The 22,646-nt window shown below is 44.1% G+C and carries 21 protein-coding genes; 6 read left to right on the top strand and 15 right to left on the bottom strand.

Going from position 1 to position 22,646, the window contains the following annotated elements; genetic code table 11:
- Positions 1 to 231: 231 nt before the first annotated feature.
- Positions 232 to 1,518: an IS110 family transposase gene (locus VV089_RS01105; RefSeq protein WP_172543655.1), complete on the bottom strand. Its 1,287-nt coding sequence runs from the start codon at positions 1,516 to 1,518 to the stop codon at positions 232 to 234.
- 217 nt (positions 1,519 to 1,735) lie between these two features.
- A complete protein-coding gene (locus tag VV089_RS01100) occupies positions 1,736 to 3,319 on the bottom strand; it encodes a D-alanyl-D-alanine carboxypeptidase family protein (RefSeq protein WP_334334630.1) in 1,584 nt (527 codons plus the stop codon).
- A gap of 233 nt (positions 3,320 to 3,552) precedes the next feature.
- Here VV089_RS01100 and VV089_RS01095 point away from each other — a divergent pair, with 233 nt between their 5' ends.
- Genes VV089_RS01095 through VV089_RS01085 form a run of 3 tightly spaced genes read left to right on the top strand, consistent with a single transcriptional unit; the run spans position 3,553 to position 5,335 of the window.
- A complete protein-coding gene (locus tag VV089_RS01095; RefSeq protein WP_172541461.1) occupies positions 3,553 to 3,990 on the top strand; it encodes a BlaI/MecI/CopY family transcriptional regulator in 438 nt (145 codons plus the stop codon).
- The gene (locus VV089_RS01090) at positions 3,987 to 5,105 is read left to right on the top strand and encodes a M56 family metallopeptidase (protein ID WP_172541462.1); all 1,119 of its coding nucleotides are present in this window, start codon (positions 3,987 to 3,989) and stop codon (positions 5,103 to 5,105) included. Before VV089_RS01095 ends, VV089_RS01090 begins: the two co-directional genes overlap by 4 nt.
- A complete protein-coding gene (locus VV089_RS01085) occupies positions 5,102 to 5,335 on the top strand; it encodes a hypothetical protein (protein WP_172541463.1) in 234 nt (77 codons plus the stop codon). Before VV089_RS01090 ends, VV089_RS01085 begins: the two co-directional genes overlap by 4 nt.
- A 180-nt stretch (positions 5,336 to 5,515) precedes the next feature.
- Here the strand turns inward: VV089_RS01085 and VV089_RS01080 are convergent, their stop codons facing one another.
- The 4 genes from VV089_RS01080 to VV089_RS01065 all read right to left on the bottom strand — a co-directional run bounded on the left by VV089_RS01080 (position 5,516) and on the right by VV089_RS01065 (position 10,670).
- Positions 5,516 to 6,133: a flavodoxin family protein gene (locus VV089_RS01080; protein WP_334334627.1), complete on the bottom strand. Its 618-nt coding sequence runs from the start codon at positions 6,131 to 6,133 to the stop codon at positions 5,516 to 5,518.
- Positions 6,134 to 6,183: 50 nt separating this feature from the next.
- The gene (locus VV089_RS01075) at positions 6,184 to 6,684 is read right to left on the bottom strand and encodes a GreA/GreB family elongation factor (RefSeq protein WP_172541465.1); all 501 of its coding nucleotides are present in this window, start codon (positions 6,682 to 6,684) and stop codon (positions 6,184 to 6,186) included.
- Positions 6,659 to 7,825, bottom strand: a complete 1,167-nt coding sequence (locus VV089_RS01070) for a DUF4317 domain-containing protein (protein ID WP_172541466.1) — start codon at positions 7,823 to 7,825, stop codon at positions 6,659 to 6,661. Before VV089_RS01070 ends, VV089_RS01075 begins: the two co-directional genes overlap by 26 nt.
- Positions 7,826 to 7,931: 106 nt before the next feature.
- The gene (locus VV089_RS01065) at positions 7,932 to 10,670 is read right to left on the bottom strand and encodes a translation factor GTPase family protein (protein ID WP_334334624.1); all 2,739 of its coding nucleotides are present in this window, start codon (positions 10,668 to 10,670) and stop codon (positions 7,932 to 7,934) included.
- Between the two features lie 346 nt (positions 10,671 to 11,016).
- Between VV089_RS01065 and VV089_RS01060 the strand changes: the two genes are divergently transcribed.
- Positions 11,017 to 11,790, top strand: a complete 774-nt coding sequence (locus tag VV089_RS01060; protein ID WP_334334622.1) for a flagellin — start codon at positions 11,017 to 11,019, stop codon at positions 11,788 to 11,790.
- Between the two features lie 36 nt (positions 11,791 to 11,826).
- On the opposite strand, the gene VV089_RS01055 is transcribed toward VV089_RS01060, so the two are convergent.
- Positions 11,827 to 12,087 carry a hypothetical protein gene (locus tag VV089_RS01055; RefSeq protein ID WP_334334620.1) on the bottom strand — a complete coding sequence of 87 codons (261 nt, stop codon included), beginning with the start codon at positions 12,085 to 12,087 and terminating at the stop codon, positions 11,827 to 11,829.
- 31 nt (positions 12,088 to 12,118) lie between these two features.
- Here VV089_RS01055 and VV089_RS01050 point away from each other — a divergent pair, with 31 nt between their 5' ends.
- Positions 12,119 to 13,336 (top strand): iron-containing alcohol dehydrogenase, encoded by a 1,218-nt coding sequence (locus VV089_RS01050; protein WP_334334618.1) that lies wholly within the window; start codon positions 12,119 to 12,121, stop codon positions 13,334 to 13,336.
- Positions 13,337 to 13,398: 62 nt separating this feature from the next.
- Positions 13,399 to 14,778, top strand: coding sequence for an aldehyde dehydrogenase (locus VV089_RS01045; RefSeq protein ID WP_334334616.1), 1,380 nt, complete (start codon positions 13,399 to 13,401; stop codon positions 14,776 to 14,778).
- 19 nt (positions 14,779 to 14,797) lie between these two features.
- On the opposite strand, the gene VV089_RS01040 is transcribed toward VV089_RS01045, so the two are convergent.
- The 8 genes from VV089_RS01040 to VV089_RS01000 all read right to left on the bottom strand — a co-directional run bounded on the left by VV089_RS01040 (position 14,798) and on the right by VV089_RS01000 (position 22,291).
- Positions 14,798 to 15,592, bottom strand: coding sequence for a CPBP family intramembrane glutamic endopeptidase (locus VV089_RS01040; RefSeq protein ID WP_334334615.1), 795 nt, complete (start codon positions 15,590 to 15,592; stop codon positions 14,798 to 14,800).
- Positions 15,593 to 15,781: 189 nt separating this feature from the next.
- Complete coding sequence (locus tag VV089_RS01035) at positions 15,782 to 16,096, bottom strand: winged helix-turn-helix transcriptional regulator (RefSeq protein ID WP_172541472.1); 315 nt, start codon at positions 16,094 to 16,096, stop codon at positions 15,782 to 15,784.
- A gap of 639 nt (positions 16,097 to 16,735) precedes the next feature.
- A complete protein-coding gene (locus tag VV089_RS01025; RefSeq protein ID WP_172541473.1) occupies positions 16,736 to 17,245 on the bottom strand; it encodes a GNAT family N-acetyltransferase in 510 nt (169 codons plus the stop codon).
- A gap of 23 nt (positions 17,246 to 17,268) precedes the next feature.
- Entirely contained in the window at positions 17,269 to 18,324 is a 1,056-nt protein-coding gene (locus tag VV089_RS01020) for a virulence RhuM family protein (protein ID WP_334334609.1), read from the bottom strand.
- Positions 18,325 to 18,855: 531 nt separating this feature from the next.
- Positions 18,856 to 19,500: an ABC transporter ATP-binding protein gene (locus VV089_RS01015; protein ID WP_172541477.1), complete on the bottom strand. Its 645-nt coding sequence runs from the start codon at positions 19,498 to 19,500 to the stop codon at positions 18,856 to 18,858.
- Positions 19,501 to 19,504: 4 nt separating this feature from the next.
- Entirely contained in the window at positions 19,505 to 20,353 is an 849-nt protein-coding gene (locus tag VV089_RS01010) for a hypothetical protein (RefSeq protein ID WP_172541478.1), read from the bottom strand.
- The gene (locus VV089_RS01005; protein WP_172541479.1) at positions 20,346 to 21,128 is read right to left on the bottom strand and encodes a hypothetical protein; all 783 of its coding nucleotides are present in this window, start codon (positions 21,126 to 21,128) and stop codon (positions 20,346 to 20,348) included. The genes VV089_RS01010 and VV089_RS01005 overlap by 8 nt, the downstream gene beginning before the upstream one ends.
- On the bottom strand, positions 21,125 to 22,291 hold the full coding sequence (locus VV089_RS01000) for a hypothetical protein (protein ID WP_334334607.1): 1,167 nt from the start codon (positions 22,289 to 22,291) through the stop codon (positions 21,125 to 21,127). The genes VV089_RS01005 and VV089_RS01000 overlap by 4 nt, the downstream gene beginning before the upstream one ends.
- Positions 22,292 to 22,646 lie beyond the last annotated feature (355 nt).

Below are 22,646 nucleotides of genomic sequence, written 5' to 3'. Positions count from 1 at the left end.
ATGCCCTATGGATAATATTCCTGCCGACTACCGGCTCATTCTTTGTTATAAGTCTTACTGACCTGTCCCGTATGCTTCCCTCACCGGCACCTTTCGGTGGACGTTTTCCCGGATTGTTCCCCATACTTTCCAGCTTTCCTGTCACAGCTGGATTCAACCCTCAATCAAAATTTTTGAAAGTTCAACCCAACTATGACAGGGCATTGCCTGCTTGTGGTTTATGTTCGTTTATTACGCTGCCTGGATCTGTGGTCTCCTGATGTCGCCCATCAGTTTTCCGGCATCATAGTCTACACCTTTTGTCAGTATCGTGTAGAATACCCTCAGAACCTTACACGCTACCGCTACGACAGACTGCATCTTCTTTAATGGGTTTTCTTTACGTGTCCGGTAATACTCATGTATTGCCCTGAACTCTGCATTCTTCCCAATCAAGGATATCGCTGCTTCATACAGCACATACCTCAGGCGTTTCCTTCCCCTGTAACTGATCCGGCTTTCGCCGTTATGCTTCCCCGAATCATTCGCCACAATCGCATATCCCGCCAGCTTCTGTAACTGCTTTGGGTTGTCAAAACGTCCAATGTCTCCCACCTCCGCAATGAATCCGCTGACTGTTGCCAGGCCGATCCCCTTAATTCCCATCAGTTTATCAACATATGGGATTTCTTTCAGCTTTTCCTCTATTTTCACGAGAAGCTCCTCCAGCCTTGAGGTATATACATCCATGTCGTTGAGCAGGTTCTTCAGTTCCATCCTTGCCGCTCCCGGTGCTTCCTTACTTCCTACGCTGTGCCCCGCTGCCGATACCAGGGTCTTTGCCCTCTTCATTCCGGCGCCTCTGAGCTTTGCGTTCCTCCATATCCGGTTCACACCTTCCACCCCCAGTTTTCTGATGTCCTCCGGCAGCGGTGCCTCCTTCAGCACCATCCTCCCGCTCACCGCCTTCAAATCCCCATAAACGTCTTTATATTCAGGGAAGTAGATGGCGAACCATCTGGCCAGGCGGTTCTTGATCCTCGTGAGCTCCTCCTGCGTCTGGAAGCGCAGGTTTGACAGGCTCCTGATCTCTGCATAGATACCGGTTGGTATGTAAGGGTACGAGAACCGTCCCTCGTTGACAAGCGCAGCGATCGTCTTTGGGTCTTTACGGTCATTTTTGTTGGGGTTGTTGTCATCCAGTTCTTTTGATTTTTTCACGTGGTGGGGATTCACATGCACAGGCCTCATCCCGCTGTCCTGCAGGAATTTCCCCAGGGCAAACCAGTAATGTCCTGTCGGCTCCATACCCGGTATTACAGCAGTTTTACCGTGTTTCGCCGCTATATCCTCCATCCATGCTTTGAATGTCTGGAACCCTGTCTCTGTGTTACTGAATTCCAGTGGCTTTCTGGTATATTCATAGTTGCGCCAGTCGAATGCCCTGGCATAGTGGGTTTCACTTCCTACATCGATTCCAACAATCAAAGTTTTTTCAGTTATGGATGCAATTTTTGCGTTTTGTGTGTTACAATTCATTTTAGATACCTCTCTGTTCAATAAGATTTTCACTAACCTGCAAGTCAGTAATCTTATTTTACTCTGAGGTATTTTTTTCTCAACCTTCTTTCTTGGAATTCCCTATACTTGAATTATACAGGAAGCTCCTTCCTTTTTTAATTTAAAATATAAAGATTTGGAAAATCTTAGAATCATTTTACTTTATCCAAAATACGGCTTATATGGGACAGTTATTTTAAAGGTCTATATCATCAAAACTCTGTCTTTCACATTTTTTATAATAATGTTTTCGACCACTAATAAAATGCTTTCGTTTACGCCCCCGTTTATGTCTCTGCCTCCTATATAAATATTTAATGGAGCATTTATATTTATCTATTGCACAACGAATGAATTTATAAAATATAAAAATAACCACTATGATAATTATACTAAAATAAATGAATCGTATATTAACGATAATAAATTTTTTGGGGGTAATAGTTTGGTCTGATGCAGTTATATCACTCTCTTCTATTAAAATATCCTTATCATCAAAAGCAGAATCTTTTTTTACTCTTTCTTCTTGTTCAATAGCAGCAGAACCAACCGGATGATCCTTATAAGTATAAAATATGAATGCAGCCGTATCAGACCCCTGACTATCATCTGCAAAAACAAGTTCAAGAGAAGCATCCTTGAAATCCGCTTCATTAGGAAGAATAATACTATCATCTGCATTTATATGGAACGATGGCATACTTTGTTCAAATATAAAATCCCCCCCAGGAAAGCCATCCCCTTTTGATAATAAAAAATTTCTCTCATTTGCTGCCACATTCACTTTTTTAAAATTTTCAGATGCATAATCCAGAAGCAGCGCTGTATCCGTATATATGGGAATTCCGGTTTCTGCTGTTGGAATTGTATGCATAGTAACAACAATAAAAGTCATGCCTCCCCGTCTTGCAACGGTAACTAAGGTATTCTTCGCAGCAGAAGTATAACCTGTTTTTCCGGCAATTACCGTATCATCCAAAAAGCGTTCATCTCCATTGTATGAAGCGATCATTTTGTGATGATTTTTCATATAAGTAATTTCATTATCCTTGTTGGTTGCTGCTATCTGATATCGCTCCGTTCCGGAAATCCGAATAAAATCCTCATATTGAAGAGCCGCCTGTGTAATTAATGCCATATCATAAGCTGAAGTATAATGCTCCTCGTCCGGAAGTCCATGAGGATTAACAAAATGCGTATTTACGCAGCCAAGCTCTAAAGCTTTTTCATTCATCATTATGACAAAAGCGTCTATGGAACCGGCCGTATGTTCGGCCAATCCATTGCCGCATTCGTTAGCAGATTCCAAAAGAAGGGCATAAAGGGACTCTTCTACTGTAAGTTCTTCTCCCTCCGTAGTCCCTATGGTACTGCTTCCAGCCTCAATAGAATGTGTAGCATAATAGGAATAAGTTATTGTCTCATCCAAAGAACAATGTTCCAATGCAATAAGCGCTGTCATAATCTTGGTAATACTGGCTGGATAATTTACCATATCCATATCTTTATTATAAAGAATAGTTCCAGTAGATGCCTCCATAACAACTGCTGATTCAGCATAAATCTTCGGCCCTTGCGGCCAGTCTTCAGTAGAATTAGAATCAATTCGTTTATTGTAAACAGCCTGCCTCTCTTGTTCCAGAGCTTCCTCAGCGGTCTGTTCTGAAGATGTTGTTTTTGCATCAACTATAACCAGACAGGAAAAAAACATACCTATAACAAAAAATGGAAATAGGATTGACCCCAAAATATGCAATAACTTCATGTAGTTTTTAGCCATATAATTATCCTTTTACCGCTTCTTTTCATATCATACTTTACTCTGCCCGCACAAACATACCTTAACTTGTAAAATTTTTTAGTTATCCATTTTATTATTTATAATTTTTATTGTTTCTATATTTTTTTTACAGTATCACTTTAACATATTATTTCTTAGAACGCAACATTTTTATTGACACTGTTCAAAAAATATACTATCTTTAATTTTAGAAACGAGGTGATTTGACAGTTATGCAAAAAACAGGAAAAAAATATGCATTGACAAACAAGGAATACGAAATCTTGAAGGTTTTATGGGCTTCCGAAACTCCTTTAACTGCTTCCAATATTGTAGAACGCGGAGACGCACTGTCCATAAACACAGTACAGGCCACACTCAAAAAGTTGCTGAAACGGGAATTTATCCGGGTCGATCAGATTGTTTACAGCGGAACCGTCTTATCTAGGGCATATCTGCCGTCTATGTCGCAAGAAGAGTTTGAGACTCAGAAATATATGGACAGCATGAAGCAGCTCCATAACGACAATTTTACCTGCTCTCACTTTATGGCAGCTTTTCTTGGACAGGAGCATGATAGAGAGAAAGCGCTGCAGGAAATTGATGAGTTGGAATCGCTTTTGAAGAAAAAGAAACAGGAACTTATAAAAAAGGGGGCGGATAATCTGTGAATTTTTCTTTATCTACGTTAATCAATACCACAATTGCCAGCAGTATTTTCATATGTGCTGCTGTTCTTTTGATCCGCATCGGTATCTCTGATAAACGTATGAAACTGTACACTATATCCTTTTTATGTGTTATGACTGTGATACGTTTGTTTATGCCTCTTGAATTTTCCTTTACCCATTCCATATATATTGAAAACCTATGGCATGGCTTACATTCCAATCTAAACAATAACTATCTTCATTTTCTTCATTTTGATGTATCGTATAAATGTGTTTTGCTGCTATTATGGATGAGCGGATTTTTATGTAAACTATTCTATAGTCTCTGCAAGCGAAAAAAGAGCATGGATGCACTTCATCTGCTTCCAAAAACAACAGATTCCTATGCCGTTCACGCATTAGAAAACTGTAATGCCCGTTTCCGCCATTCCAAACCATGCCAGCTTCTTACGGCATCTCATATTTCCAGTCCATTTATAGCCGGTATCCTGTCTCCTGTGATTGTTATACCAGATATGCATCTGGATGAAAAGGAATGGGAATATGTTTTCATGCATGAACTCTACCACTACTATAAGGGTCATCTGCTGTTTCAGTTTCTGATGGAAATATTGGCCTCACTGTATTTTTGGAATCCATTGGTACCGCTTCTGAACAAGCAGCTGCCAAAGCTATACGAATTCAATGCGGATGAAATGGTGTGCTCTTCATTAAACAGCCTACAAAAAATTAACTACTCAAACTGCCTGCTGAAAATACTGCACCAACAGTCAGAACCGTCAAAAGCTAATTCTGTCGGTATCTCCTTTGCTTCTTCTGATTTGAGTGCACGAATCAAGAGAACCATAGACACCAGACAATCATCAAAAATCATCCATCTCAATCATATACTTTTGGCTGGAATGGTTTTACTGTTTGTTTTATCCTACTCTATTATTTTAGAGCCAATCTATACCCTTGATGATCCCAGCATAATGGATTCTTCCGATTTTTACTACCGTCCAAATGAAGATGGTACCTATGATCTTATCAATATCCATACGAACGAATATTGTTTCACAACAGATCACATATTCGATGAGCAAATACAACTTAAGGAAGATTTAGATTTATGAAACTCTTGAAGAAAATGATTTTAGCAGGTGTTTTTTCCTATGTTTTAGCTGGATCCACATTTCCCTGTGTTGCTAAAACCCCAAACCTTCACATCACAGAACCTACTAGCCAGCTCTCTCCCAAAGCCGATAAACTTGAATGGAAATTTAAAATGATAAACGGACAATGGTATCGCCGCCTCTACAACGCCACTCAAAATAAATGGATTGGCGATTGGGAACCTGTTTAATTAATTGTTATCTCGACATATCCACAAATCTAAAGGGCAATCGGGAAATAAGGCAAAAGACTTTTTCCATATCCTGTGTTCGGACAATTCACGTACACTGGATATTTTAAAAGTCTTTTGCCTTATTTCTCGACTGCCTCTAATCAATTTATGTTATATCTGTCCTGCCATTTCACCTCATCACCGGATAAAGCTCGTCATCTCTGACGCCTCTTTCTCCGGCAGCCCGTACGCTTCCTTCCCAAGTGCAATGCTCTTCATCAGAAAACTCATATTCCTTGCCAAAGTGCGCATCGTCTGCAGGCCCTCCCCATCCTGGGAGGCCTCTCCCTGGGTTCTTCCATGAACGCTGTTCCAATACTGGCTGGAAGCAACCGGCATCCCGGAAATAGTAAAATACTTGTTGAGCTCATCAAAGGTTGCCGATAAGCCGCCCCGTCTTGCCGCAACAACGCTGGCTCCAACCTTCATGGTCTTGTCAAAGCCCGTGCTGTAGAACAGCCGATCCAGGAATGCGATAAGCGTTGCATTTGCAGAAGCATAGTACACCGGGGTTCCCACCACCAGGCCGTCGCAGGCCTCGAACTTAGGTGCAGCCTCATTCACCAGATCCTTGAAAACACATACTCCCTTTTCCCGGCAGGATTTGCAGGCAATGCACCCCCGGATATCCTTGTTTCCCACATGAATCAGCTCTGTCTCCACTCCTTGCGCTGCAAATACCTGCTCCATCTCCCGAAGGGCAAGATAAGTATTGCCTTTTGCATGGGGACTTCCGTTAATCAATAAAACCTTCATTTTTTCATCCTCCTATTCCAGTTCCGTAATATCCTTCACTACAACCTTTTCTAAAACCCTCGAATCCCGTCCGCATCATCCCCGGACTTGTCGATGGACTTAATCACTACCTCGTACCCGTACCCTTCATTCACCTGCACATGAACCCGGTCACCGACCCTGCGCCCTTGGATAGCCTTTCCCAGAGGTGACTCGATACTGATACGCCCGTCCAGAGAATTGCCCCGGATAGACGTTACCAGCTTCACCTGCTCTGTCTCGTCATCCTCCTCAAAATACAGCTCCACCAGATTGTTAAGCCCTACCTCGTCGGCCCCCGATTCATCCGACACAATCTTAGCCGTCCGCAGCATCCGCTCCAGATAGCGGATCCGGCTCTCATTCCGGTTCTTGTCACGCTTGGCTGCGTAATACTCAAAATTCTCACTCAAGTCGCCGTGAGCACGCGCCTCCTTTACGGCTTCAATGGCCTCCTTTCGTACCACCAGCTTGCGGTGCTCAATTTCCGCCTCGATCTTTGCCACATCACTCTTCGTCAGCTGCTCCTGCATAATACCCTCTCTTTTCCGTGCTTGTTCTTACTACGATCCCATTTACTTCCACATGCTCATCCACCCCGATCACCAGGCACTGCCGCCCGTCAATCATCCGGGTCTCCACCAGATCCGCCCGTTCCGGGTTCACCTGAATCACAATATCCGGCGTCTTAATCTCAAACTTCCGGGCATTCATCACATTGGAGGCCAAAAACTCCGTCCGCTCCCCGGCCGTCACCTCATAGCGCTCCTCCAGCTCCTCCAGCTTCTCAGCCTCCACGCCGCTGGCCGCCAGAATCTGCTTCACTTCCCTCTTATCCAGCGTCACCGGCTCCGGCTCGTCCTTGCGCTCTTCCACCAGCTCGTGGAGCTTTTCGTGAATATTGCGCACCACCTCGTAGTCACAAGCCTCGCCTAAAGTTTCCTCAATGATCGCATTAAAAGTCTCCTTCTGCCCTCCGGCGGACATAGGTACCGGGCAGCCGAACATACTCTCTGCAAAGATCTCATTCAGCTCCTCCGGATTCTTGGAATAGTAAAGCATGCTGTGGAGATCCGTACTCCGATCCTGGAACGCAGGGAAAAGAAATCCGGCCATGGGAAGCTCCACCAGCCAGTCCCTGGTCCTGGCCCCGAAGCGGTTGCCGTCTGCGTCATAGCTTAAGCCTGCCTTGGACAGCTTTACCGGGCAAATGGTACAAAGCAGGTATTCATAAACCTCATCGGAGGCATCAAACATCTCCGCATTGTCCGAAGAACGCCCCGGAATATCGTAAGCCCCGTGAACCAGTAAAATCAGATAATTCTCCCCATAAGGAAAAGTCTCGATAATCCGGTCATAGAACGCCTCCACAAGAGCCTCCTCCGTCAGACGGCTGTTTTTCAGCTTCATCAAAAATTCCTGTGTTCCTCCGGACATCTCCGTATCCAGCGGAAATTCCAGATTGAGAAGATTTTTCCCAACCGTTCCCGACAGGGCCTTCCTGAAAATCTCAAAATACTTAAAAGCTTCTTCCTCCGGCAGTGACAAAAAAGCCTCCTGCATTTCCGTTTTCTTATTCTTCTCCCCGTCCACATAGCAGCCGCACATCCGCGTAAGGGCACAGTGCTCTGGGGTAAACTGCTTTTTGATCTCTGATATTTCTTTCTTGTTCATATTATGTAAACTCTCCTTGTTTTAATCCTTTCTTCATATCCGCCCATTCCTGTGGGCAGTTCAAAGCGCTCACTATAGACTGAAGGGCATCTATCCGCGCTCCATACTACCCCGGCGGCCCGTCCTCAAAATTTTTCTTCCCAAGCCGTATCTCCTCCATAAACTTTGCAAGCTCTTTTGGCAGATTTTCCAGCAAATACTGCTTATTCCCGGAATACTGGGAAAGAAAGCTGTCCCGGATCTCAGCATTTACATTCTGCACCTCCAAAAGAAGCCCCTGGGCTGACATCCGCTTCGCCCCCTGGCCCATGATAATCACCTGCTCCAGAGCATCCGAGGTAGCCACCGTCACCTCATACTGCCGCCCAAGCTCATGGACTGTCTTTTCAATATACTGATCCGCCGTCTCCGCTTCCTTGGTATAAACCACATGGATATTGTGATACCGGGAAATGGAGCCCTTGCTTCCCTCCACCCGGTAAGCGTCAAAGACCAGAATCACCGTATTTTTCCGGTAACCCTGGAGGTTGCAGAGAATGTCCATCAGCTTCCCCCTGGCCGCCTCCAGATTCACCGCCGCCAGCTCCTTCAGATCCTCCCAGGAAAAGATAATGTTGTATCCATCCACCAGAAGATATTCCTTTTCCGGCTTCTTCGGCACAGATTTTCCCACCGGCCGGGGCTCTGCCTCTTTGCAAAAGCTTCTCTCCACCCGGCCTACCCCCTGGCGGTCTCTGCGGATCGGCCCGTAGGTGCGCACAAAGATTTCCTCCAGCTCCTTCGGATCCGCAAAATCCCGGGAAGCCGCGCTCTGTCTGGCAAATGCCTGTCCGCCCCTGGGACGCTCCGCCGCCTTTCGCACGCTCTCCAGATGCATATAGTCCGGCACCTGGTTCCAGGGAACATAAAAGCCCGCTCCGTGGGTGCAGAAAACCGAACCGGTAGGATTTTCCACATCCTGCTCCGGATCGTAGCCCGAAGCAGCAATCACTTCCGAAGCATTGTGACAAGGGCCGTAGCCTCCCGGAGCGCAGAACAGGCGTCCCAGCCCTCTGGTATAGGCGTAAACCTCCCCTTGGTAGTCCCCCATAGCCGATACGGGAGCCCTGCCTGTGAGAACAGCCGTCTCTGCCATCTGTCCGTCTTTTGTTCTGCCCTCCTGCTCCGGCTCCGAAAAGGTTCCCGACATTTTCTGGATATCCGCCATAGCCCTTCCCACCTTATCTGGGGGAAGCTCCAGACGGAATTCATAGAAAGGCTCCAGAAGCACACTCTCTGCCTGGCATAGCCCCTGGCGGACTGCCCGGTAGGTTGCCTGGCGGAAGTCGCCGCCCTCTGTGTGCTTTAGATGGGCCTTTCCTGACGCCAGTGTGATTTTCACATCCGTAAGCTCTGATCCTGTCAGAACCCCCAGATGCTTCCGCTCCGCCAGGTGCGTCAGAATCAGACGCTGCCAGTTCCGATCCAGCACATCCTCACTGCAATTCGTATCCAGAACCACGCCGCTTCCCGGCTCACCCGGTTCCATAAGAAGGTGTACCTCCGCATAGTGGCGTAAGGGTTCAAAGTGGCCCACGCCCTCCACCGAAGAAGCAATAGTCTCCTTATATATAATGCTGCCTGGGCCGAATTCCACAGCCTCCCCAAAGCGCTCCCAAATCAGACTCTTTAAAATCTCAAGCTGAACTGCCCCCATCACCTGTACATGAATCTCTCCCAGGGCATCCTTCCATACCACATGAAGCTCTGGAAGCTCCTCCTCCAGCCTTCGGAGCTTTGCAAGCATCCCGTGAACGTCACAGTCGGGAGAAAGGAGAAGCTGATAGGTCAGAACCGGCTCTAAGAGAGGATCAGACGCCCGGCTCTCAAAGCCCAGGCCGTCCCCGGCCCTTGTCTGTGTGAGACCTGTCAGCGCACAGATCATTCCAGCCGAAGCTTCCGAAACTGCCTGGAAGCTCTCTCCGGAGTACAGCCGGATCTGATCTGCCTTTTCCTCCCAGCTCTCTCCCTCCCGTGTTCCCTTCAAAAGAGTCTTAACCTTCAGGCTTCCACCGGTAAGCTTCAAATGTGTCAGCCGGTTTCCCTGTGCATCACGGCTGATCTTATACACTCTGGCCCCAAATTCCGGCGGATATGCCGGCACCGGGCCAAAACATGCCAGACCTGCAAGCAGCTCGTCCACACCCTCCAGGCGAAGAGCCGAGCCGAAATAGCAGGGAAATACCGCTCTCTCCCCAATCTGCTCCCTAATCTGCCCGTCCGTAAGGCTTCCCTGTTCCAGATAAGCGTCCAGAAGGCTCTCTCTACACACAGCCAGATCCTCCCACAGCGCGTCCTCCTTCCTGTCTGAAGAAAAATCCACACACCTCTCGTCCAGCTTTTCCTTTAATTCCTGCAGCAGCTTCTCCCGGTCTGTCCCAGGCTGATCCATTTTATTGACAAAGAGAACTACTGGAACCTGGTAACGTTCAAGAAGCCTCCATAAGGTTCGGACATGCCCCTGTACCCCGTCGGCACCGCTGATAATCAGCACCGCACAGTCGAGAACCTGCAAAGTCCGCTCCATCTCCGCAGAAAAATCCACATGTCCCGGTGTATCAAGAAGTGTAACCTCCAAATCTTTCAAGGTCATCCGGGCCTGTTTGGAAAAAATGGTGATCCCCCTTGACCGTTCCAGCTCATGAGTATCCAGGGCAGCCGTCCCATGAGCTACACGGCCCAGACGCCGGATGCTGCCGCTTTGGTAGAGTATAGCTTCCGCAAGAGTCGTTTTGCCTGCATCTACGTGGGCCAGAAGGCCCACGTTCATATATTTTTTCACTTTTCCCGCTTCCTGTCCGCCCATGAAAATGTCTCCTTGTATTAGAGTTCCGTAATATCCCTCTCAGTACACCTCAGCTTAAATCAATTTCCAGCCGCAGATGCATGAAGGGCAAAGTCGCTTCGGCATGTCTTTCAAGTATACCACAAGAGAAGAAATTCGTCGAGACATTGCCCGCAAACCTTCCGGCAGTGTCATAAAAATAAAAAATCACTAAAAAACTGTGTATTTATCAAAATGTCAGTAATCTTTTTTTAAAATTTTACGATATAATATTATATAAAGAATTTTTGATTCTAGTAGTCCATACAGGAAATTCTTATGCATATTTCCGCTGCGGACTGCCAGCTCATCAAGGGAGGTATCAAATATGAACGGTATTTCTGGAATCAGCACTACATCCCCTTACTTATATGGCCAGATTGCAAGCGGAAACAGATTAACATCTGCAGCTAACGGCGCCGCTGAACTGGCGATTACCGAAAACGAAAAGGCCCAGATTACAGGTATTAACACAGGTACAAAAAATCTTGACGACGGAGTCAGTCTTCTGAAGACTTCGGATTCTGCGATGGGAAGTATAACAGATTCTCTGCAGAGAATGCGTGAACTGGCTCTTCGTGCTGCCAACAGTATTCTGAATCCCTCTAACCGCGCGTCGATTCAACAGGAAATCGAACAGGTCAAACAAGAGATAGACCGTGTGGCCAGCCAGACAAACTTCAATGGTATCCAGTTATTGGACGGCAGCCAGACAAACGGCATCAATCTGGTCGGCGATGCTTACGGGAGCGAGATCAGTATCAATGATTCCATCAATTCTACGATACAGGCACTTGGCCTTGCGGATTTTGATGTTACAAAAGGTTTTGATATCGGTGCGATTGATAAGGCACTGGAACAGGTTACCGGAGACCGCAGTACTTTAGGGGCGCAATATAATAAGCTGGAATATGCAATTGATTATAACGGATATGCCTCTGAGAATATGACAGCATCTATGAGCCGTATGGGAGATACTGATATTGCAAAGACACTGATGGAGCTAAAGCACCAGCAGACCTTACAGAGTATTACTATGATGCTGCAGAAGAAGAGCACGGCCCAGAAAGGGCAGCAGATCCTGGGAACGCTTCAATTATAAATAAAAGCTGCTGCATTTTTTCAGTGCAGCAGCTTTTTAAATGTATTTAAATTTTGAGGGGCTGTCGCAATAATGAGGCAGCTGTCTGCATTGCGCTCTTCGAAAGCTCCAGGATCTCAAACTCTTTTCCTTGGCAATATTCGTCATGCCATAAATCACACCTCCTGCCCCAAAAACCAGGACACACAATGCAATCACAGAGCCAAGGACCGTGGAGGAAACATACTCCGAAAGGCTGACTCTGTAGTAATTGAACAAAATTACCACAATGCCGATGCCGGCCAAGAAATCCGGCATCTCCCTATTTACCCTCAGAAAGGATGGAACTATGAATCAAGCCAGAAAAATCTACTGCCGGGCCTTCCAGACTGTTTTTAAAATCGCTCTGCCCGTTCTTCCCTACCGGAAGCCCAAGCTGGCAGGCAGCGTCAAGGCCCTTCCCGAAATCATAGAGAAACATAAATGCAGCCGCGTCCTCATCATCACCGACCCAGGCATCCAGAAGCTCAAGCTCACCGCCCGGCTGGAGCACGCCCTGAAAACAGCCGGCATGTTCTACTGTATCTACGCCAAAACCTGTGCCAATCCCACCACAGATAACGTGTACGAAGCCCTTGAGCTTTACCAGGAAAATGCCTGCGATGCCATCATCGGCTTCGGGGGCGGCTCCAGCATGGACTGCGCCAAAGCCGTAGGCGCCCGTGCCGTGAAGCCCAGGCAGTCCCTGGCAAAAATGAAAGGCATTTTAAAGGTACATAAGCGTCTTCCTCTACTCATCGCCGTTCCCACCACAGCCGGAACCGGAAGCGAAACCACCCTGGCCGCCGTGATTACGGACGCCCAGACCCGGCATAAATACGCCATCAATGATTTTCCGCTGATCCCCCGGTATGCTGTGCTTGACCCGAAGGTAACTTTAAGCCTGCCGCCCTTTATCACGGCCACTACGGGCCTGGATGCCCTTACTCACGCAGTGGAAGCTTACATCGGCCGCTCCACCCTGTCGGATACCCGGCGGGACGCCAAAAAAGCTGTCCGGTTGATTTTTGAAAATCTGGATACCGCCTATCGGGACGGCCAGAATATCGAGGCACGGAAAAATATGCTGAAGGCCTCCTTTTATGCCGGCTGCGCTTTTACCAAATCCTATGTAGGCTATGTCCATGCCGTAGCCCACTCTTTAGGCGGCGAATACAACGTCCCCCACGGCCTTGCCAATGCGGTACTCCTTCCCACGGTTCTAGAGCATTACGGCCCGGCTGTTTACAGGAAGCTTCATAAGCTTGCCATAGAAGCACAGCTTGCAGACGAAAATACACCTCACAAAGAGGCGGCAGAAGCCTTTATCCAGGCCATCCGGGATATGAAGCAGCGGTTTGGCATCGGAAACACCATTCCGGAGATCCGGGAGGAGGACATTCCCAAGCTCTCCCACTATGCAGACAAGGAAGCCAATCCTCTCTATCCGGTGCCTGTTCTGATGAACGCCGAGGAGCTGGAGGTATTCTACCGAAGCCTTATGGAGCCTGCCTGCAGGGATTCCTGAACCTGGAAGCATACCAAGATTTGAAAGCCTATTGGAGAAACCGCATAAAGGAGGATACCTCTATGAACGATACAGAAATCAGACAGCTTGTAAACCGTCAGCGCGAATACTTTTTATCCGGCGCCACTCTTCCTTTGACCGCCCGTCTGGAAGCTCTGAAAAAGCTGAAAAGCGCCGTCAAACGCCGGGAGGAACAGATTCACCAGGCTATCCAGGCGGATCTTGGAAAAAGCAGCTTCGAAAGCTACATGTGTGAAACCGGCCTGACCTTAAGCGAAATCACCTATATGGAGCGCCATCTCCGCTCCTTCGCCCGGGAAAAACGAGTTCACACACCCTTGGCCCAATTCCACTCCCGAAGCTTCAAAAAGCCCTCCCCCTATGGCGTAGTCCTTATTATGAGCCCTTGGAACTATCCCTTTCTACTGACCATGGAGCCCTTGACAGATGCCCTGGCTGCCGGAAATACTGTAATTTTAAAGCCCAGCGCCTACTCTCCTCACACCAGCGAGGTCATCCGCTCCCTTATAGAGGAATGCTTCGATCCCTCCCTTGCGGCGACAGTTACCGGAGGCCGGGCGGAAAACACCTGCCTGCTAAATGAGCATTTCGACTACATTTTCTTCACAGGAAGCCAGGCCGTCGGCCGCCAGGTAATGAGAAAAGCTTCCGAGCATCTCACCCCTGTCACCTTAGAGCTTGGAGGCAAAAGCCCCTGTATCGTAGAAAAAACCGCCAACCTCAAGCTGGCGGCAAAACGCATTGTTTTCGGAAAATTTTTAAACTGCGGACAGACCTGCGTGGCCCCCGACTACCTTTTATGCGATGCTGCTGTCCGCGAACCCCTTATCGCAGAGCTGAAAAAACAGATTCAAAAGCAGTACGGCCATGAGCCCCTTGCCAACGCACACTATGGAAAAATCATCAATGAGAAGCATTTTCAGCGTGTGTGCGGACTGATTGACCCCTCAAAAGTAATTCACGGCGGAAGCTTTGATCCGAAAACTCTCCGAATCGAGCCCACCATTTTAAATGATATTACCTGGGAGGACGCCTGTATGCAGGAGGAGATCTTCGGCCCGGTTCTGCCCGTTCTTACCTGCAATTCTTTGGAGGAAGCCATACAGACCGTCAATTCCAAAGCCAGCCCCCTGGCCCTGTACCTCTTTACCTCTGACAAAAGCGCGGCCAGAAAAGTCACCTCACGCTGCGGCTTCGGCGGCGGCTGCATCAACGACACCATCATCCATCTTGCCACCAGCGAGATGGGCTTTGGAGGCTTCGGCGAAAGCGGCATGGGATCCTACCACGGCAGGGACGGCTTTGACACCTTCTCCCACTATAAGAGCATTGTAGACAAAAAAACCTGGCTGGATCTTCCCATGCGATATCAGCCCTACCGGGGATTGTACGGGAAGCTGATTCGGAGCTTTCTGAAATAAATCCGTTTTCCCCACAGCCCTATTTCCGCGCAAAATATCTCCAGCAGAGCATTCCAGCCGCCAAAAATGCAGCCGTCACCAGATTGTAAGCCACCGGAAGCCTCCCCAGCCCCTGCATCCAGCCAGTCTGCGCTTCCAGCAAAGAAACAGCATTTACCGCCATATGGGCCAGCACCGGCAGGAAAAGCGTTTTGCCAGCCTCATAAACCTGGGCAAAAAACAGCCCCACAGCAAAGGCATAGATCCCCTGCACCACATTTCCGTGAAACATCCCGAAAATCAGTCCGCTGATCACCATCGCCTTCCGGGGCTCTCCCAGCGCTTCCTTCAGCCTGCCATAGACAAGGCCCCGCATCAGCACCTCCTCCAGAAGAGGCGCACTCACAACCACAGCCGCCATCCTAGATAAAAGACCACACTGGGGAATCCCCTCCGACACCGCCCGGTAGCCCGGAAAAACCTGCGGCAGAAACGTCAGAGCCAGAAAATAATTCACTCCCCTGGAAATGCAGACCGCCCCAACAGCCGCCAGGACAAGATCTTTCCAGCCCCGCAAGCTCCTGCCTCCTAAGTCATTCCCTTTTCCCTCGTCTCCCCGCTTATACGCATTCCGATCCCTCCGGTATAACAGCCAGAATACCGGCAGCATTAAAAAATTCTCCGCTGTCAGAAACCACATCTTCCTTCCCGGCTCCAAAAAACCCACGCCCGAAACAGCCGTAAGCAGCATTGGAAACGCCATGGAAAGAATCCAATATAAAAAAATCGGAAAAGCTGCTCTCCCTATTTTATCCCCCGGCCTCAGTACTTCCATTTTCCACTCCTGTCTCTGAACAATCTATGATCTGAATTGCCAACCAGTATAACACATTTACACCGCCGGAAAAAGCAAAGTTTCCAGAGGAGTTTCATAGTCTTCTTATTCCTTTAATTCCAGCGTCATCAGATAATCTTCATAGGCTTTCCATTTATTCAGGAAATCTCCTGATAAATACTTATTTTCTCATCTAGGTTCTACAGGTATTTTTCTCACTTTCTTTTCTCTTCTTATACAAATTTTCTGTGCTGTATCAATTGTTCCATGCTTGTACGCTTCATCAAGCACTTTCCAATAACCGGTCTTTTTAGAACCAATTTTTTCTACATATCCATTCTCTTTCAGGAATGTAAGATTATTTTCTACTGCCGTTTCACTAATCCCCAGTATTTGATGTAATTCGCTGGTAGCAATATTAGGATTATCTCTCATTTCAGTAATAATTCTTTGCCTTCTTGAATTTAATCCTTTTTTATTCCCAACTTTATCCCCAACTTTCATTTCTTAACCCAAGATTCTTCTCAAAAGTTTTTTCAATTATAACCTTTTCTAAACTATCTGTCACTACTTCCACACAGCAAAAAGGCTTCCTTGTCGGAAAGCCACTTCACACTCCTTTTTATTTCCAAGATTTTATAAGACAAACTGAATACAAAAGTTCAATAGGGAATATTTCAAAATATACCACTTGAAAATGTTCCCTATTTATATGAACAAAATCCCACGCTCATCAGAAACTGATACTACTGATAAATGCACACCTGCCTCCACAATTTTGCTAACCTCAGCAAAATCGTGGAAACTATCACTAATCTCTATACGTTAAAATCATTATAATAAATCTTTTGTCCCCCCACATCAACCACTACCGAAACCTCAAAATATTTCTTAATCCTCTTTTTCCGATTCCCCTCTTCATCTTCCACGAACACAAAATGCTTATAAAATTGCCTAAAATAAAGGATTTCTAGATATGTTTCCTCTGCATTGCCACCACACATTCTGTATGGCTCGTCTGGATATGCTGAATTTCTTTGACATTTTCCCGATTACGGTAATATGTCATCTGCCTATTTCACCGTTTTACCATTTGCGGGAATATGTCTGTAAAACTGAAATATACCTCGTTAAATCTCAGGTTTATCTATAAACCACATAACGATAATGCGGCATATCTATCCCTCTGTAATGTTTCATCCATGTATCTTTTATTACCATTCCATTTCTTATGGCTACATTTTGAGAGGCTACATTCGTATCTCTAATAATTGAACAGACTTCCGTTGCGTCTAATGTTTCAAATGCGTATTTTTTACAGGCTTTTGCCGACTCAATGGCATATCCATTATACCAGTATGACCGCTCAAAAAGATATCCTATTTCAAGAACCTCATTTTCTTTCCAGGGCTGCATAGTAAGCCCACATTGTCCAATCATTTCATCGGTTTCTTTCAAGACAACAGCCCATAATCCAAAGCCCCATTTTTGATAGCGTGCAATTTGTCTATCAAGCCATTCATGGACTTCATCGTTATTAAATGCACCCTCATATGCGTACATTGTGTCTTCGTCTTGCAAAATTCTACACAGAGCTTCAAAATCAGTTTGCTCCATCTCACGCAGATATAACCGTTCAGTTTCAAGTATCATAGTTATCTTTATCTCCTAAAATTCTAATTTTCCACTTGCTTCTTCGCTTTTTCTTCCAACTCAAGCAGATACTTATCAAAATCTGACATGAACAATCTATCTTGAATGATACGATATTTCTCAAACTCCGTTTCGGCATGAAGCTTGGCTATTTCAGCAGAAACCTTTCCGGCATCCTGCAAAATGCCATAATCAAACATTTCAATAAAGCTGTTGAGTCTCTTTTCCCAATCCTCCATCGTAAGGGGAATATGCCTTAACGTCATGTTTTCAGCAAAATCCAAATATGCCGTTACCATACGGTTAAGCTGATGTAACTCATTTTCGCTGAGATAATTCTTCGCAATCGTTACATCACTTTTCTTAATCTTGCCGTCCGGAGCATCTGCCCAGGTGGTAAGCCCCATATGCTCCTTTTGGTGGTCAGCTCGCTCTACAATCAATTCAGCAGCCGTGTGACCGTGTACTGCAAAGTGCATTTTGTTCTGGACTGTTGCATAGAACCTTTTCGTTGTGGCAGAGGTTTTGTCATAATCTATGGCAGTAGCATAAATATCTGTGATTTTCTGATAGAATTTTCTCTCGCTTGCACGGATTTCCCTAATGCGTTCTAACTGTTCATCAAAATACTTGTCGGTTAGATAAGTACCTCGCTTCAGACGCTCGTCATCCATAACCCAGCCTTTGATGGTGTAATCCTTTACGATACCGTTTGCCCACTTGCGAAACTGCACGGCACGTTCATTATTTACCTTGAAACCCACCGAAATAATCATCTGCAAGTTATAATGGTTCACTTCTCGTTGAACCTGGCGAGAACCCTCGGTTTGAACTATCCGAAATTTTCGGATAGTTGCCGATTCTTCCAACTCGCTATCTGAATACACCTTTTTGATGTGGTCACTAATTGTACGCACATCCACATCATAAAGCGTAGCCATCATTTTCTGTGTCAGCCATATATTTTCATCTTCATAGCGCATTTCAATGCTATCTTCCTGTTCTCCAACAGAAGCAACATAGGTAAGATACTCTGCTGCACTTGAACGAATGCTTATTTCATTTTTCTTCTTTGCCAACTAAGCCACCTCCGATTATTTAGATTGTGTCACCACCGGTGACACTTTTTCGTTATACTTATAAAGTTCGTAAAATTATTTCATTCGATAAAGACCACGGCAGTTAAATTCTTTCAGATCATGATAATTCTCAGCAAAGAAATCCGCAAGTTTCTGTACAACGTATCGCCGTAAGAGTAGATGAGAAACGCACTCCCAACTCTCGGAAACACCTTGTTTTCAAGCCTTTTTCGGTATTTACTTCTGTACTTTTGACATCAAGACTACGCACTCGACATGTGTCGGAGCTACTATGTAAACACAATTTTTCAGTCTCGTCACTCGTATAGGAACACAATTCTGCGTCATTATGTACAGCCGCAGCGTTTTTACGCTTTGGCTTAAAATCCTTTCCATTAATATTAGAGCGGATACCAGTTTTATACACAAAAGTTATCTTCAAAGGCTCCTCCACTCCCTCATCATTATAACCTCTGATGACTGTTTTTTCAAACACACTTTCAAAAGCACTCTTTGAAAAGAGCATAAATCTCAGCGTACAGCTTCTAAATTCCCTGACTCCATTCTATAAACATGATCACAAAGGATATTTATATCTTCTGAATTATGACTGGCAATTAAAATTATTTTTCCGCTTTTTTTCAGTTCAAGAAATAATTCTCTCATTTCATCTACGCCATGATTATCAAGTCCATTAAACGGCTCATCCAAAACTAAAAAATCAGGTTCTTCCATAATTGATTGTGCTATAGCCAACCTTTGGCGCATCCCCATAGAATATTTTCCCACATGTTTTTTTGATTTCGGATCAAGTCCTACTTTATCCATAATACCTTCTAAATAAGGCCTGCTATTTTTATTATTTATCATATATAAATATTCCAAATTCTTTATTCCAGAATAATTTTTTAAAAAAGCTGGTTCTTCAATAATAATTCCAACAGAAGGAAGAACATCTGCCTGTTTTTCCCGTTTTGTGCCGTTTATTACAATCTCACCTGAATCCAAAGACAGCAAACCACATATTATTTTAAATAAAACTGTTTTCCCTGCACCATTTCTTCCTATAATCCCTGTAATCTCTCCTTGATTGCATTCCATATTAACATGATTTAACACCTGTGTTTTACCAAAACATTTGCATACATCTTTTACTTTTATATTTTTATCCTGCATAAAATCACTCCTCATCTATCCAATTTAAATCTTTTAGATATATTCTTTTTAAAGAAATATAGCTTAAAACAAATGATAAAATTACTGTCATAATAATTACCATGAAAAAAGATGGTGCATTTTTACATACTTTTCCGTATAATAAGAGTAGATTTAACCATGAAAATGGGGAAATAAAACTAATCCATTGCTGGTATAAATGCAGATTAGCAAATACAACCGGCAAAATCGAAAAAAAAGTTCCTATAAGCACAGCGCCTGTTCTATTCATGCAAATACTCACAGCAAGCATAATCATCCCAATCAATCCAGTAGATATACAAAGGATTGTCCCAAATATTAACATTGTTATGAGAGGATTATGCTCGCTGATTAATTCATAGGAAAAAGATAATTTAACATTATATTCCAAGCCTGCATTTGTCATGGCGAGCGAATTGTATAATTTGCCCCATTCTGCAGACCATTCCAGACATGGAAACAATGGCAATATACTTAAAATCAATTCAATAACTGAAAGCAAAACAGCAGATAACCAAATTCTTAATATTTTAATATGTATCCATCTCTTTCTTCCCTGCCTTATCAGCACATACATTTCGTTCCGCTGCATAAACGGTATGTTAGAGTAAAAGTAAATGACAGAAATACCATATACAAATAAAAAATATACATTTTGTCCGGCAAAAGGCAGTATCCAAGGTGAAGCAGGGTAATCTGCCACAACAGAAAATTGTTTCACTGAATGGATATAATAGTGCAAAATATAAAATTGAAAAACGCAGAAAGCAAGCAGCCTCCTGCTCAAAAAATTATTTATAAAATCCTCCCATACATATTTTATTTTATTCACAGATTTTTCTCCTCAATTTCCTAATTAAAAGTTTTCTAAGCAAAATCAAATTCATAACTGCTATCATAACTACCAGTAATACAGACAAAAAATCATTTAAAAAAATATTATTCGAAGGTGAAAAAATCGCAGCCAAACTCAGCTTTCCAGAGGAAAGCGCTGACAGAATATAATCCATAAAATAATATTGAATCATTGGTGCCGATAACACAAGCATACGATTTGAGATGAACATGGAGAAATAGGCTGCCCATAAAGCTAAAATTCCCGCCAATATACTATGCTGAATTCCATAACAAAAATAATACAGGGAATACCATTTATGTATTAAAAAAAATCTTAATCCCCCGGCATGAATGATATGATCATACTGCAAACCGGATACATCCACCCATGCTAATTTAAAATGCAGTATACTTGCAAATAAAAACATACCAAATGTAACAGAAAGCATCGTCACGAAAAAAATGCTGAGTATCCGAGCAGAAACATACCGTTCAATATCCCCTCGAATCACCTGCTGAATAACGTATTTGTGTTCTATATCCTCACAAAAACTATCTGCAAATGCAATGGCTCCGCATACCAATATCATCATTGCCGGCATCCCGTACATAACAATAGAAAAAACATATAATACATTTGTGTCCAAAGCAATGCCTTCCAGTGTTGAAAACAGCAGTACGCATATCATTAATGCAATTGATATTAGAAACTTCATTGAGCATACAGACCTCTTTAAGTCTGTTTTTAAATAATTGCAAAACTTTCTCAAGGTATAATCTCCTTCGCTGTCTGCGCATCTATAATGACCTGAATATCCTCCTCATGCTGTTCACTTTTTTCGATCCCCTTCACGATCCAGACAGGCTTTACATCATATACGCCTGTTCCTGAAGATAAATCAACATAATAGCATAATTCTGCTTCTGTCATTTCATATGTTGAGCTTCCGAGTATTTGGTTATACTTATGAGCAACCGTTTCAGCAATCACATCCATAGGAGCTAAAGCGACTGCCATTCCTTCATCGGTAATTTCAAATACTTTTTCAATGTTCAAATACTCTATTCCATCTTTTGATATAAATGCCTGTACCGGAGCATTTACATCTGCTACATCTGAAAATATCTCACAATACACATGATAAAGCGGCAATTCTCTGTATATCTGATTGACACAAAAATAATAGCCTTCATCTGAGACAGACCACCCGTTTTTATAGTTTGCCTGGTCAAGATTTCCGTCCATATCTTCGTGATATTCCTGTGACTGCATACAATTGTAATCTAACGCATATCCCGTATAAACATGCTCAAATTTAATATTCACTTCTGTTAATGCGTTATCAATTATCTGAAAAGCCTCCTCACGCGTCATAAACGACAATTGTTCCTCTGTAGAATACAAACCTGCATTATATCGCTCATCTGCCGGATCAAGTACAAAAGAGCTGCGTATATATGACATTAAATCTCTTTGCATATATGACATCTGACTGGAAAGCGGACCATAAGATAACGTTATTTCCTCTGGAGTGACATAAGTTGCCGTATCTACCTTTTCCCCATATTCGTTTTTTTCTTCATAACTGTATACTTCGTAATCATCATTACCGCTGAATAATGATTGAAATGCCCGCTCCTCATTTACTTTCAACATTCTTGCTTTCGCGGTAATTGGAAATTTCTCTCCTAAATCAGCACCAACAATAACATCCATCTTAAAATCAACATTTTCCATGGTATTCTCGTAACTCGCTGGAAAAGTAATTTTCTCATCAGGTATATCGTTTTCTACATAAGGTTCTTCTGTTTCAGAACCCACTTCATTTTGAACATCTGATATTTTACTTCCAGAATCCTGTCCTGAATTTCCACACCCAAATATAGACATAGAAAAAATAACAATCAATATCAAACATAGCTGCCTTTTCATCCGATTTTCTCCTTTTCAAAAAACAGAAACATTGCCAAATGCTAAAGTTTTCCGTAAACATTAACCTGTACTTCACTCAACAGATGGATTACCTACACCTCATAGCCTTTTAAACCACCACATCCATATCTTCATTAAATTCCTCCATTCTGTATTAAGTAGTGAACTTTTGTGTAGCTGTTCTGTGAAATCAATGACACTTCTTATTATCTTTATTCCGGTCATAATTTCAACCCCATTTGCACCAAACGACATTTTTTTCATTCATTTGATCATTCTGGTAATTTTTTCATTATTTTTTTGTAAATGCAAGGAAACTGTTACCCTGCGGACAACACAATGCCGATTGAAATAA

This window comes from Candidatus Merdisoma sp. JLR.KK011 (assembly GCF_036941125.1).
GTDB lineage: Bacteria > Bacillota > Clostridia > Lachnospirales > Lachnospiraceae > Laedolimicola.
This window is presented reverse-complemented; position numbering and strand designations above follow the sequence as displayed.